This window comes from Streptomyces sp. SID3343, assembly GCF_009865215.1.
In the GTDB taxonomy this organism is placed as follows: Bacteria; Actinomycetota; Actinomycetes; order Streptomycetales; family Streptomycetaceae; genus Embleya.
On the sequence record NZ_WWJX01001520.1, the window covers coordinates 1 to 13,048 of the forward strand.

Below are 13,048 nucleotides of genomic sequence, written 5' to 3' on the forward strand. Positions count from 1 at the left end.
CCGGACTCGCGCCGCGGCCCCGCCTCACGCGGCGCACCCGCCCGCAGCCACCCGGCCGTGGACGGAACGAGCCGGTGGTACGCGGCGACCGCCCCCGGGGGCATCACCCGCGCGTACAGCCCGGCGAGGATCCGCGGGCCGCCCTTCGCCTCCGCCTCCGGGTCCGCGAGGAACCGGCTCAACGACTGGAAGAAGCGGGCCCGTTCGGCCAACGCCTCGGCCTGCATGGACAGCGACCACGCGGCCGGGTCCTCGGACGTGCTCTCGACCGACTTCGCCACCTCGGGCAGCTCGGTCAGCCTGACCTTGCGCAGCACGTCCTCGGACGGCCACGCCCACTGCACCGCACCCCACACGGGGCCGATCGGCAGATCGCGTCGCCCCGGAGCGGGCCGGCCCACGCCGATCAGGCTCCACAGCGTCCACCCGTCGGCGGTGCGCTCGGGGATCGGCGGCAGCGCCACCGATTCCATGGTGACCCACCCGCGCAGCGCGTCGCTGCTGTGGATTCCGCTCAGCAGGCCGGCGACGCCGGGCCGCCGACGCGGCGTGACCTGCGCGGCTTGGCGCAGTACGTGTTCACGATCGAACGACATGTGTTTTCCCTGCTCCCGTCGAATCCATCGACCCCAGCGAACCCATCGGATTCGTGGGATTCGCGGGATTCATCCGATTCGTCGAATCCGGTGTGGTGTCGGACGCTCAAGCGCCCACGGGGTGGGCGACGGTCATGTCGGAGCCGAAGTCCTGCCACGCGTTGACGAAGTCCTGGAGCGGGATCGGTTCGACCGAACCGAACGGCGCGCCCGGGTCGTTGAGCAGGACGTAGACCGAGCCGTCGGGCTGGGTGTCGATGCCGGTGACCCACACGGCGTGCCCGGCGGGCGGGTTCTGCTCCAGCGGCGCGTCGGTGACGGTGTCGTGCATCGGCTGCCAGATCTCGTTGGCGTCGAGACCGACGATGACCTGGTCACCGCGCTCCAGCGAGTCGAGCAACTGGAACATGTCCGCGTTCTGGACCTGGTCGGCGTCGACGCCGTTCATCTCCAGAAGCTTGCCGATGTCCTCCAGCTGGGTGCCGGTCTGCGGGTCGTAGATGCCCGCCTGCTCGGCCTGCGTCATCAGCGCGTTCTCGTCCAGCGGCATGCCGGTGAGCTTCTCCAGGATCATCCCCTGGGTCACCACCGCGCAGCTGGTCGGGCTGGTCTGCTGTTGCCAGTACTGCGCGTCGCCGACCGGGTCGCCGGCGCCGTCGAACTGGTCCGGGGTCCAGTTCGGCGGGGTGTACGCCATGTTGCCGTTCTCGTCGATGTCGGCGCCCCACGGCGCGTACGCCGAGTGTTCGTAGTCGCCGTAGCCGCCCGGGTCGTAGCCCGCCGGGTCGTACTGCGACGGGTCGTAGCCGGCCGGATCCGCGTAGGGGTCGTAACCCGACGGGTCCGCGTACGGGTCGTAGCCCGACGGGTCGCCGTAGGGATCGGCGTACGGGTCCTGGGGGTCGTAGCCCTGCTGCTCGGCGTTCTCCAGTTGGTCGTTGCGCCAGTCCTCGCTGCGCTGCGGGGCGGTGTCCGGGTCGGAGCCCGGGCCGTACGGGTCGAACGGCGACGCGTCGTCGACGTCGGCCACTCCGTCGCCGTCGGTGTCGTAGACGTACGGGTTGTAGTTCGGGTCGCCGAACGTACCGTCCGGATTGGGATACGCGTCGCCCACGACGGTGCCGCCCGAATCGGTGTCCCACAGTGGTGCCGCCGCGTCCGTGCCCCCGTCGGCGGTGTCCAGTGTGTCGATGGTGTCGTCCGAGACCACCGAGAACAGATCGTCGTCGTGCGTGAAGTCGTTCATGTGCCGAATTCCCCCCGGCGTGTGAGGCGCTCGCGTTGGCTGTTGACCGTCGCGCGTCGCCGTTCCGTCTGCCTGTCCGCATCCCGCAACAGGCTTCTGCGCGCCGCGAGAATATCCTCACGGCGGTGATGCTCGGCCACCAATTCGGCGACCGTCGCCTCGTACGTGGCCCGATACAGGTCCATGTGCTGCGAAACGTCGAGCGTGTAGTGCGCGGTTGCCGTGCGAACGGCCTCGTCGATCTGCTGTGACAAACCGGCGGCGACCGTTCGCAGGGTCTGCTGCATTTCGGCGCGTGCGTGGTTCCGCAGTGCGGTGATGTCGGTGGAAGACAACGAATCCGCCACTTTGGCCATGAATCCGCCGAACGCGCCCCGGTGCGCATGCGGACCACCCTCGACATTTCGACCGCCGCCGAACCATTGGTCGAGCGCTCCGCCGATGCGCGCGCCGGGAGTCTTGGGGGCCGCCGGGTCCAGCCGCACCGCTCGAATCTGTTGGGTCACACCTGTGACCGAATTCTGGTACGCCAGCATTGCGGCGTCCGCCAGTTGATGGCCCGTGAGCACCGTGACCCGTCCCTGGCGCGGCAGTTCGGCGACGGTGCCGAGTTTTTCGTAGGCCGCCTCGAACTGTCGGTCCACCTCGCTCTTGGCGGCCTCCGCCGCGGCGGACAGCGCGCCGGTGACGGCCTGTTGGACGATCTCGCCGATCCGGGGCAGGCCGCGGCGGATCAACTCGGGGGCCTGGGTGCCGATCACCGCGCGCAGTTCGTCGGGTGTGCACGCGCGTTCCAGCGCCCGGTCGATCTCGGCCTGGGTGTAGCGCCCCCACTGCGGCGCCATGCCGCCGACCGACTGCTCCGCGCGCCGCGCGCCCTGCTCGATCAGTCGCGCGCTCTCGCCGTGCCGGCCCTGGACGAACGCCGCCATGTCGGCGATCCGAGCCCCGCCCAGCTCGGTTTCCTCGGTATCCAGGCGCTGTTGGGCCAGCGTCACCTCACGGCCGAGTTCGTCGAGCAGGTCCTCCAACAGGCGCAGCAGGTGGTCGGACACCGCCACGATGCGCTGCCGCTGCATCGCGTCGCGCAGCCGGGCCAGGGTGCGCGGGAACTCCTGGGCCCAGTAGTCCTGTTCGGGGCCGCGCAGCGGTTTGCCCGTGGCGATGCGCACGATGGGCTCGGCGGCGACCGGCTCGACCACGGGATCGGTGACGTGCAGCATGCGGGCGAAGCGCTGCCTGACGTGGGAGAGCAGGTCCTCGCGCTCGTCCTCGTCGATGTGGTCCATCTTGGTCACCAGGATGACGCAGCGGCGGATCTGCCCCGGGTCGAGCGCGTCGGTCAAGAACTCCGTGAGGGACACCGGGGACGGCGACGTGGAGGCGGTGAGCACGGCGGCGACGTCGGCGATGTCGCGCATCACCGTGCGGGTGATGTCGGTGTGGCCGGCGCGGGCGTTGGTGCCCGGGGTGTCGATGACGACCAGGCCGTCGCGCAACGCGGCGGCGGGGTGGCGGACCTCCAGGCTCAGTACGTGCGGCGCGATCGCCTCGTCGGCGGTGAGCAGGCGCACGATGCCGGCGGTGTCCTCGGGGATGTCCGCGTGCGGGGCGAGGTGCAGCAGCATCCGCCCGAGCGGGCTCGCGGCCCCGGTGTACCGGCCCGACGGGTACACGTAGCGGATCCCGTCGCCGGTGAAGCGCACCTCGACCGAGAGCGTCTCGCCGTGCGTGATCCTGGTCGCGGCGGCGGTGGTGGGCAGCGCCGAGGTGGGCAGCAGGTCGTCGGCCAAAAGCGCGTTGACGAAGGTGCTCTTGCCGGCCGAGAACTCGCCGATCACCGCGAGGTAGTAACGGTCGTCCCGGAGCCGGGTCTCGATCTCGCGGATGCGGGCGGTCAGTTCCGCGAGCCGGTGTTGGTCGCCGACGGTGCGGCGCACCATCGCGAGCGCGAAATCGAGGTGATCGGACGTCTCGGTGAGTGCCTCGACCACGTCGCGCCGCTGCGCGCGTCCTGCTGTCACGCCGTGCGCATCCACCACCGCGCCCCCTCTCGACGGTGCCCTCCCGTATGTACGGGCGATCCTGTCACGGCGGCCCGGGACGCGTCTTGGGCCCGAGACCGACGGGCGACCCGGGGGCGCGCCCCCGACCGTGTCCCGACCGCCCGGGACCGCCCCTCGGGCGAACGGCCCGCCCGGCCGCGACGCAGATGCCGAGGCGGCCCCTCACCCTCGCTCGGCGCGTCGCTCCCGTCGCCACCCGATCGGTCGAAACGGGGTATAAGCGACGCATACTGGTATATATGGGTGCTTCGGCCCGTCCGGCCAAGCCGAATCCGACGCGATCAGGAGATGGCGATGTTCGAGGAGGCCCAGTATCTGGCCCCGGTCACCCGCAGGGCCGACGGCGGAGTCGAGGTCGAGCTGTCCCGCAGCCACCCCGGATTCGCGGACGACGAGTATCGCGAGCGCCGCAATCACATCGCGGAGCTGGCCCTGAACCACACGCGCGGCGACCCGATCCCCGAGGTCGAGTACACCGACGAGGAGCACGAGGTCTGGCGCCGGGTCTCGCGCGAGCTGACCGTCTCGCACGCGCAGTACGCGGTCGCGGACTACCTGGAGGGCACCGCCCGCCTGGGACTGCCCACCGACCGGATCCCGCAGTTGGAAGAGGTCGGTTCGGCCCTGCGGCCGCTGACGAGCTTCCGCTACCTGCCCGCCGCCGGGCTGGTCCCGCTGCGCGACTTCTACGGCTCACTGGCCGACTCCTACTTCCACGCGACGCAGTACATCCGCCACCACAGCGTCCCGCTGTACACCCCCGAGCCCGACGTCGTACACGAGGTCATCGGCCACGCCAACATGCTCGCCGCCGACCGCTTCGCCGACCTGTACCGCGTCGCGGGCGAAGCCGCGCGCCGGGTCGAGACGCGCGACGCCCTCGAATTCGTCTCCAAGGTCTTCTGGTTCACCCTCGAATTCGGCGTCATGCGCGAGGACGGCGCCCTCAAGGCCTACGGCGCCGGAATCCTGTCCTCATACGGCGAAATCCGCGAATTCCGCACGGTCGACATCCGCAGGCTCGACCTGCTCGCGATGGGCACGATGCAATACGACATCACCCACTACCAGGACATCCTGTACGCGGCCGACTCCATGACCCACCTGGAAGACCTCGTCGGCACCTTCTGGGCGACCTGCACGGACGACTCGATCGCGGCGTTGACGGCGACGACGAAAACGCCGTAGGCACCACTTCCCGCGCGGGTGGCCGTCGGCGCCGATGCCCAGCCACGCACCGCCACTTGCCTCGCAACGAACCGATCCAGGGTCCCGGGCTGACATGCCCCACGCCGCCACACCCGACGATCGGACGCGGTCATCACCGCGTGGGCATGTGATCCGCGTGCGGGTGATGGCCGGCCCTGATGCGCAGAGGGTATCGGTTTGAGCGCCCGCCGTAGCCTCGTTACTGTGTTCGCCAGTGCGATTGAATGACTACTTACTGTCATTAAAGCGAATGCCACGGGGTGGCCCATGACGGGCAGTGACATCAAAATCGTTCCGGAGGATATCCGGGCGGCGATACCCAAGTTCGTAGCGGAGGCGGAGCGTCTCAGAGTGGCCGCAGACGCCTTTCGATCCGAGTTGGCCGCGTTGGGCGCGCCGTGGGGCGACGACGAGAACGGCCGTGAGTTCGGGACGACTTTCGCCCAGAACCAGACGGTGATCGTGGACGGGGCCGGCGTGCTGGCCCAAGGGCTGGCGAGTATCCCGCCCACCCTGGAGGCCATGGTGAGCAACACGGTCGACCGGGACGAAGCCAACGCCAAGATGTGGCGTTGACGGCCGAACCATGGGGATGTTCGGGGACGCTCTCGATGCGGTGGAAGACGGCCTGGACAAGGCCGGTGACGTTGTCGATGCCGGTTTGGACAAGGCCGGGCATGCGCTCGATGTCGTCGTAGACCTGGCGGAGGCGGGCCTCGACGAGTGCATGGACGTTCTGAAGGGCTTGGTCAGCCTGGGCGACGAGGCGGTCGAGCAAGTCGTCCAGTTCCTTGGTTTGCCGTGGCCCAAGGCGGACGAGGACAAGCTCCGTCGGATGGCCGGGACGTACGATCGGATGGCCACGACCCTCGATCAGGTCACCAGTGGGGCGTCCGCTCCGGCGCGTGCCGTGATCGCCAACAACACCGGCCTGCCGATCGACAACTTCGCCGCGTTTTGGAACCAGTACGAAGGCGGAGCCCAGAACTGGCTTCCCGCAACAGCTTCTTCGTGCCGCGAACAGGCGACGGCGGCACGCAAGCTCGCCGATGCCGTGCAGACCCAGAAGACCATCCTCAAGGCCGAAGTCCTGGCCGTGGCCGCGACCATCCTGGTCGGCGCCGGCCTGTTGGTCGTCCCGGGTGTCAACATCATCTCGGGGGCGGCAATGGCCGCTGCGACCACCGCCGCCGAGACCGCGGCGACGGCGTGCGGTGTGGCGATCAGCGCCGCGGTGCTCGAAATCATCGGCACCATCGTGGGCAGCGCCGTCATCGGCGCGGTGACCTCGGTTCTCCTGGACCTCGCGGTGGCCCAGCCGATCAAGATCGCCATGGGCGCCCAGGACGGCATGAAGACCGACCACCTCCTGGAGACCGCTGCCTACGGCGCGGCCGGAGGTGCGGTAGGCGGCACCATGTCCGCAGGCGCCCAACAACTCCCCAAGCTGGCGTCCCTCACCAAGCTGAACTCGATAGCCGGCCTCGCCGCAAAGGCCCCCACGGCCCTGAACAGCGTCACCGGCCAGGCATTGGCCGGCGGTGGCACCGCTGCCATCATCGACGCCGCCTCGGGTAAGGGTTTCAATATTCTCGACGTCTTGTCAGGCGTCGCCGGTGGTGCTGCGGGCGGGAAAGCGGCGCAGAGTGCTCGACGACCGGGGAATGTCACGGATGTCCTGAACGGTCCGGCCGACCTCAACAGCGGCGCCCGCCGTCGCCCGAGGAGTCTGCTCGACATGGAAGCTCAGGACGCCTGGGCGAGTTCTGCCTATGACGCCATCCTTCGGGAAGAAGGCGATTCGGCAGCAATATCGGCCCACACTGCGGAAATTGAACGCGTGGACGGAAGGGTCGGATTCACGCCGGACGAGATAAACGCGATAAAACAGCATCTGATGAATACCGAGCATCTCATTCAGGACCGCTATACGGGGGAGGTCGAGTTGAAGCGGTTCGATGTGGATCCCGACATCGCAGAAGCCTGGATCAGGCTGCGGGCAGGGCGACACCTCCCAGAGGATGTAGTGTTGCTGGAACATGAACTGGCGGAACTGACGTATATGAGGGAACATCCCGGTTGCACGTACAACGAGGCCCATGATGCGGCCAACGAGCGGCACGACTGGGGTTCCCAGGTGCCGCCGAGTCAAAGAGAAGACCTTGATTCCGAATGGTGACGATCGTGGCCTCAATCGTAAATTTCACCAAAATCTCCGAAGATCAAAACGTGGTGCGCTACAGCTTCGGGTTCGATGGTTCCGAAGAATCGAGAACGTTGGTGATCGACAAAGAGACGCGAGAAATAAATCCCGAAACAGGGGATGCCGACTACGAATTCAGAAAAGCCGGAATGAAGATCTACGCCATGGCTAAATCAACGCCCGGTCAATGGCCGGAGTACGGAGCACACGTCTCCTGACGGCTCTCCACGCTCGTCCGAGCCGGTATCGACTTGCCACGCGGGCGGCGCCCGGCAAGCCGTCTCGATCCGGTCGGTCACCGCGAGCGGCCTGGGTTGCTCGGCGTGGCATCGACCCCCGACGTGCTGCGAGCCGCGAGCGCGCAGCCCATGACCGGCGACGCGAGGTCGGGGCGACGCCCTGGGATACTTTCGGGCCGGGTGCTCGGCACTGTGTGACAACGAGCAATTCCGGCGCCCCTCACGTCTCGGGCGGGGCCGTCACGAAGTCGATGAGTTGTTCCACCTTGCCGAGCAGGGTCGGTTCCAGGTCGCGGTAGGAATTCACCGATGCGAGGATGCGTCGCCATGCCAGCGGCGGGTCCACCGGCCAGCCCAGGGCAGTGCATACGCCTTCCTTCCACGGCACGCCGCGCGGTACGTCGGGCCACCCGGCGATGCCCACCGACGCGGGGCGAACGGCTTGCCACACGTCGATGTAGGGGTGGCCCACGACCAGTACCTCGGTGCCGGTGACCTGCGCGGCGATTCGGCTCTCCTTCGAACCCGGCACCAGGTGGTCGACCAGGACGCCCAGTCGGCGTTCGGCATCCGGCGCGAACTCGCGTACCACGGCGGGGAGATCGTCGATGCCCTCCAGGTACTCCACGACCACGCCCTCGATCCGCAGGTCGTCGCCCCAGACCCGCTCGACCAGTTCGGCGTCGTGTCGGCCCTCGACGTAGATCCGACCGCCGCGCGCGACCCGGGCCCGCGCCCCCGGTACCGCCACCGACCCCGACGCGGTCCGCGCAGGTCGCGCGGGAGCGCTCGCGGGGGCGGGGCGAACGAGGGTGACCACCGCGCCGTCGATCAGGAAGCCGCGCGGGTCCATCGGGAAGACCCGAAGCCTGCCGTGCCGGTCCTCCAGCGTGACCGTGAAGCCCTCCGGGGTCTTCTCCACTCGCACGACGGCGCCACAAAAGCCCGTGGACGCCTCCTCCACGACCAGATCGCGTTCGGCCGCGACCTCCGGGACGGGCTTGTCCTTCTTCCACGGCGGGATCAACGACTCGGGTCCGTAGCTGCGCATGCCCAGACGCTAGCCGGGTGACGGGGTGTCAGTCCGGTACGACGCGCCCGGCCGCGACGTCGGCGAGCCACCGGGTCTGGCGCGCCACGAACTCCTCGTCGACCACCGCGCCGTGCCCCGGCAGCCACACGTGTGCGCCCAACTCGCGTACGCGGCCCAGCGAATCGCTCCACTCGGCCGCGTACGCGTCGGAGCCGAACTGCGGCGGACCGCTCTCCTCGACGATGTCGCCCGCGATCAACACGCCGCAGTCGGGCACGTGCACGACCAGGTCGTGATCGGTGTGCCCGCGCCCCGGCGCGTACAGCACCACGTCACGCCCGCCCAGGTCCAGCGTGACCGGCTCGCCGGTGCCCACGACGTGCCGGGGCGGCACGATCCGCGCGGCGTTCATCAGGTCGGCGTCGAAGCCGTACCCGATCCCGGCCGCGCGGCCCTCGTCGGCCCGTTCGGCAAGATAGGCGGGTAGCCCCGCATGTCCCCACACCTGCGCGTCGGGGAAGGCGTCCAGCACGTGGGCGTTGCCGAAGCAGTGGTCGAAGTGACCGTGCGTGTTCACCACCGCGACCACCCGATCGGGGAGGTCGTGGGTGGGCAGTTCGCGCGCGAGCGAGGACAGCAGTTCCGCGGCCTCGCGTTCGTGCGAACCGGTGTCCACGAGCAGGATCCCGTCCCGGCCCGTGACGACCGCCACATTGAGTTCGAGCCCGGGCAGGCGGCGGCGCAATACGCCGGGCGCGATCGGCTCCCACGTGGCGTGTTCGGGCAGTTCGGCGCGTACCATGCGTCAACCTTGGCACGGACGCAGGGGTACGGTCCTGATCGGGTGACCCGTACACTGGCACTCGGCGGGACGGAGTGCCAACCGGCGGGACAAACCGCCGGAAACGGAAGAGAACCACGGGTCAGGGAGGTGCGCACCATGCTCGACGATCGCAAGCAGGATGTGCTGCGCGCCATCGTGCAGGACTACGTGGCGACCCAGGAGCCGGTGGGTTCCAAGGCGCTCGCGGACCGGCACAACCTCGGCGTCTCACCGGCCACCATCCGCAACGACATGGCCGCGCTCGAAGAAGAGGGCTACATCACGCAGCCCCACACCAGTGCGGGCCGCGTGCCCACCGACAAGGGCTACCGGCTGTTCGTCGACCGACTCGCGGGCGTCAAGCCGCTGTCGGGCGCCGAGCGCCGCGCGATCCAGACCTTCCTCGCCGGCGCGGTCGACCTCGACGACGTCGTGGGCCGCACCGTGCGACTGCTCGCACAGCTGACCCACCAGGTCGCCGTCGTGCAGTACCCCTCGCTCACCCGCTCCACGATCCGGCACGTCGAGCTGCTCACGCTCGCGCCGACCCGGGTCATGCTCGTGCTGATCACCAGCACCGGGCGGGTCGAACAGCGCGTGATGGACACTCCGGGACCGGTCGGCGAGAACCTCCTGGCCGACGTCCGGGCGCGACTGAACAGCAGGATCACCGGCAAGCGGTTCGCCGAGGTCCCGCTGCTCGTCCAGGACCTCACCGAGCCGTTCACCGCCGAGGAACGGCCGATCGTGGCGGGCATCCTCGCCACGCTCCTCGACACCCTGGTCGAGCACAAGGAAGAAAAGGTCGTCCTCGCCGGGACGGCCAACCTGACCCGATTCGGCATGGACTTCCCGAACACGATCCGCCCGGTCCTCGAAGCACTGGAGGAACACGTCGTACTGCTTCGCTTGTTGGGCGAAGCGACCGACCCGGGCATGGTCGTGCGGATCGGACACGAGAACATGCACGAAGGACTGGCCGCGACCTCGGTGGTCGCCGTCGGATACGGCAGTGGGCAGGAAACGCTGGCGAAGCTCGGAGTACTCGGGCCGACCCGGATGGACTACCCCGGAACGATGGGAGCGGTGCGCGCCGTGGCACGGTACGTCGGACAGATCCTCGCGGAGTCGTAGAGTTGGCTACCGATTACTACGAGACCCTCGGGGTGCGGCGGGACGCCACCCCGGAGGAGATCAAGAAGGCTTTCCGCCGGCTTGCTCGGGAGCTGCACCCGGATGTCAATCCGGACCCGAAGACGCAGGACCGGTTCAAGGAGATAAACAACGCCTACGAGGTCCTTTCCGACCCGCAGAAGCGTCAGATGTACGACCTCGGGGGCGACCCGCTGTCCTCCGGGGGCGGCGGTGGCGGCGGCTTCGGACAGGCCGGGTTCGGGTTCAGCGACATCATGGACGCGTTCTTCGGCCAGGCCAGCCAGCGCGGGCCACGCTCGCGCACGCGCCGGGGCCAGGACGCGATGATCCGGATCGAAGTCGCGCTGGAGGAGGCGGCCTTCGGTACCACCCGGGACATCCAGGTGGACACCGCGGTCACCTGCAACACGTGCAACGGCGAGGGCGCGGCCCCGGGCACCACGGCGCAGACCTGCGACATGTGTCGCGGGCGCGGCGAGGTCAGCCAGGTCACCAAGTCCTTCCTGGGCCAGGTCATGACGTCGCGGCCGTGTCCGCAGTGTCAGGGCTTCGGCACCGTGGTTCCGCATCCCTGCGCGGAGTGCGCGGGCGACGGCCGGATCCGCGCGCGGCGCACGCTCACCGTCAAGATCCCGGCGGGCGTGGACAGCGGCACCCGCATCCAGCTCGCGGGCGAGGGTGAGGTGGGCCCGGGTGGCGGACCCGCCGGCGACCTGTACGTGGAAATCGTCGAGGTCCCGCACAACACGTTCCAACGGCGTGGCGACGACCTGCACTGCACGGTCACCATCCCGATGACGGCGGCGTCGCTGGGCACCAAGGTGCCGTTGCAGACCCTCGACGGCATCGAGGAGATCGACATTCGTCCCGGCACCCAGTCGGGCCAGTCGATCCCGCTGCACGGGCGCGGCATCACGCACCTGCGCGGCGGTGGACGCGGCGACCTCGTCGTACACGTCGAGGTACAGACACCGAACAAGCTCGACCCCGAACAGGAAGAGCTGATCAAGCGGCTCGCCAAGCTGCGCGGCGAGGAGCGGCCCTCGGGCCAGTTCACGCCGGGCCAGCAGGGTCTGTTCTCGCGTCTGAAGGACGCGTTCAACGGACGCTGAGCACCACGCCACGACGCGACGCGCGGATCGAACCCGATCCGCGCGTCGTTTCTACGCGCGCTCACCCGCTCGCGGGACACGGCGAAACGGTACGAGCCGCGTGATCCGGGCCGGCCGCCTGATCGGTACGAACCGCGTGACGGGTACGCACCGCGTGATCGGTATGTGTCGCCCGAGCCGGACGAACGGCCCGCGCCGTACGAGCCGTATGAATGGCCCGATCTGTACGAACGGTGCGAGCCGGACCCACGGGCTGATCCGGCCCCACGGCCCGAGTCGGACGATCCCGACCGACCAGGCGCGCCGAACCAGGACACGGAGAGCCGGATGAGCAGCACCGACCCCACCCGTCTGACCCGCCTGCCGATCGTTCAGGCGCCGATGGCCGGCTCGTCCGGCCCCGCCCTGACCGCAGCCGTCACGCACGCCGGCGGCCTGGGCTTCCTGCCCGCCGGCAACCGCGCCGCGGCCGCCCTCGCCGGCGACATCGCCGACCTGCGCACGCGGATCGGCGACGCGCCGTTCGGCGTCAACCTGTTCATGCCGCACCCCACGCCCACCCGGGCCGAGACCGAACTCCTCGCGCGCTACGCCCGATCCCTGGCCAAGGCCGCCGGCCGCTACGGCGGCGAGGTCGGCACGCCCGCACCCGGCGTCGAGCACGACGACTGGGACGCCAAGCTCGAACTCCTGCTCGCGCACCCCGTCCCGGTGGTGAGCTTCATGTTCGGCCTGCCCGAGACCGCCGTGGTCACCGCGCTTCGCGCCGCCGGCACCCGCACGATCGCCACCGTCACCACCCCCGAGGACGCCCGCGCGGCGGCCGACCGCGGCGTGGACGCGCTGTGCGTGCAGGGCGGCGAGGCCGGCGGCCACCAGGGCACCTTCACCAACCCGGTCGAAACCGCCCCCTACGGCCTGTTCACCCTCCTCGCCCTGGTCGCGGCCGAGACCGAACTGCCGCTGATCGCCGCCGGCGGCATCATGACCGGCCGCCAGATCGTGGCCCTGCGAACGGCCGGCGCGAGCGCGGTACAACTGGGCACGGCCTTCCTGCGCTGCCCGGAAAGCCTGGCGCCGCCCGCCCACAAGGCCGCCCTTGTCGACCCGCGCTTCGACCGCAGCGTGCTCACCCGCGCGTTCTCCGGCCGTTGGGCCCGCGGCCTGCGCAACGGGTTCGTCGCCCGGCACCAGAGCGAGGCACCCGCGGTCTACCCGCACGTGCACTACCTGACCACGCCCATCCGCAAGGCCGCCGCCCTCGCCGGCGAGCCCGACGGACTGGCCCTGTGGGCAGGCCAGGGCCGGCGCCTCGCCCGCGAGGAACCCGCCGCCGACGTCGTCGCCCGGCTCGCCGACGAGATGG

Annotated in this window: 12 protein-coding genes; 7 read left to right on the top strand and 5 right to left on the bottom strand. The window is 69.5% G+C overall.

Translation table 11 applies throughout. From position 1 onward, the window contains the following. The 3 genes from GT354_RS48240 to GT354_RS48250 form a co-directional block, all read right to left on the bottom strand. Nucleotides 1-596, bottom strand: a 596-nt coding sequence (locus GT354_RS48240) for a hypothetical protein (RefSeq protein WP_161364289.1), incomplete at its 3' end; no start/stop codon positions are given. Between the two features lie 106 nt (nt 597-702). Continuing rightward, the gene (locus tag GT354_RS56210) at nt 703-1,842 is read right to left on the bottom strand and encodes a hypothetical protein (protein ID WP_161364291.1); all 1,140 of its coding nucleotides are present in this window, start codon (nt 1,840-1,842) and stop codon (nt 703-705) included. Continuing rightward, entirely contained in the window at nt 1,839-3,866 is a 2,028-nt protein-coding gene (locus GT354_RS48250; protein ID WP_161364293.1) for a dynamin family protein, read from the bottom strand. The genes GT354_RS56210 and GT354_RS48250 overlap by 4 nt, the downstream gene beginning before the upstream one ends. Nucleotides 3,867-4,202: 336 nt before the next feature. Here GT354_RS48250 and GT354_RS48255 point away from each other — a divergent pair, with 336 nt between their 5' ends. The 4 genes from GT354_RS48255 to GT354_RS48270 all read left to right on the top strand — a co-directional run bounded on the left by GT354_RS48255 (nt 4,203) and on the right by GT354_RS48270 (nt 7,538). Continuing rightward, entirely contained in the window at nt 4,203-5,096 is an 894-nt protein-coding gene (locus tag GT354_RS48255) for a phenylalanine 4-monooxygenase (RefSeq protein ID WP_161364295.1), read from the top strand. A gap of 288 nt (nt 5,097-5,384) precedes the next feature. Continuing rightward, nucleotides 5,385-5,693, top strand: coding sequence for a hypothetical protein (locus GT354_RS48260; RefSeq protein ID WP_161364296.1), 309 nt, complete (start codon nt 5,385-5,387; stop codon nt 5,691-5,693). A gap of 10 nt (nt 5,694-5,703) precedes the next feature. After that, entirely contained in the window at nt 5,704-7,296 is a 1,593-nt protein-coding gene (locus tag GT354_RS48265; protein ID WP_161364299.1) for a hypothetical protein, read from the top strand. A gap of 5 nt (nt 7,297-7,301) precedes the next feature. Continuing rightward, nucleotides 7,302-7,538 carry a hypothetical protein gene (locus GT354_RS48270; protein ID WP_161364301.1) on the top strand — a complete coding sequence of 79 codons (237 nt, stop codon included), beginning with the start codon at nt 7,302-7,304 and terminating at the stop codon, nt 7,536-7,538. A gap of 241 nt (nt 7,539-7,779) precedes the next feature. Here GT354_RS48270 and GT354_RS48275 read toward each other — a convergent pair whose 3' ends face one another. Then, nucleotides 7,780-8,610 carry a DUF3097 domain-containing protein gene (locus tag GT354_RS48275; RefSeq protein ID WP_161364304.1) on the bottom strand — a complete coding sequence of 277 codons (831 nt, stop codon included), beginning with the start codon at nt 8,608-8,610 and terminating at the stop codon, nt 7,780-7,782. Nucleotides 8,611-8,638: 28 nt separating this feature from the next. Continuing rightward, nucleotides 8,639-9,394: an MBL fold metallo-hydrolase gene (locus tag GT354_RS48280; protein WP_161364306.1), complete on the bottom strand. Its 756-nt coding sequence runs from the start codon at nt 9,392-9,394 to the stop codon at nt 8,639-8,641. A 138-nt stretch (nt 9,395-9,532) separates the two neighbouring features. On the opposite strand from GT354_RS48280, the gene hrcA reads away from it, so the two are divergent. The 3 genes from hrcA to GT354_RS48295 form a co-directional block, all read left to right on the top strand. Beyond that, nucleotides 9,533-10,549: a heat-inducible transcriptional repressor HrcA gene (gene hrcA, locus GT354_RS48285; RefSeq protein WP_161364308.1), complete on the top strand. Its 1,017-nt coding sequence runs from the start codon at nt 9,533-9,535 to the stop codon at nt 10,547-10,549. Between the two features lie 2 nt (nt 10,550-10,551). Continuing rightward, nucleotides 10,552-11,682 carry a molecular chaperone DnaJ gene (gene dnaJ / locus GT354_RS48290; RefSeq protein WP_161364310.1) on the top strand — a complete coding sequence of 377 codons (1,131 nt, stop codon included), beginning with the start codon at nt 10,552-10,554 and terminating at the stop codon, nt 11,680-11,682. A 327-nt stretch (nt 11,683-12,009) separates the two neighbouring features. Continuing rightward, on the top strand, nt 12,010-13,048 hold a 1,039-nt coding region (locus GT354_RS48295), incomplete at its 3' end, for a nitronate monooxygenase (protein ID WP_161364313.1).

Excerpts from the sequence above, each read along its gene's own strand:
- GT354_RS56210 (WP_161364291.1), bottom strand. The coding sequence starts at position 1,842 with ATGAACGACTTCACGCACGACGACGATCTGTTCTCGGTGGTCTCGGAC.
- GT354_RS48265 (WP_161364299.1), top strand. The coding sequence starts at position 5,704 with ATGGGGATGTTCGGGGACGCTCTCGATGCGGTGGAAGACGGCCTGGAC.
- hrcA (WP_161364308.1), top strand. The coding sequence starts at position 9,533 with ATGCTCGACGATCGCAAGCAGGATGTGCTGCGCGCCATCGTGCAGGAC.
- GT354_RS48280 (WP_161364306.1), bottom strand. The coding sequence starts at position 9,394 with ATGGTACGCGCCGAACTGCCCGAACACGCCACGTGGGAGCCGATCGCG.
- GT354_RS48260 (WP_161364296.1), top strand. The coding sequence starts at position 5,385 with ATGACGGGCAGTGACATCAAAATCGTTCCGGAGGATATCCGGGCGGCG.
- GT354_RS48255 (WP_161364295.1), top strand. The coding sequence starts at position 4,203 with ATGTTCGAGGAGGCCCAGTATCTGGCCCCGGTCACCCGCAGGGCCGAC.
- GT354_RS48275 (WP_161364304.1), bottom strand. The coding sequence starts at position 8,610 with ATGCGCAGCTACGGACCCGAGTCGTTGATCCCGCCGTGGAAGAAGGAC.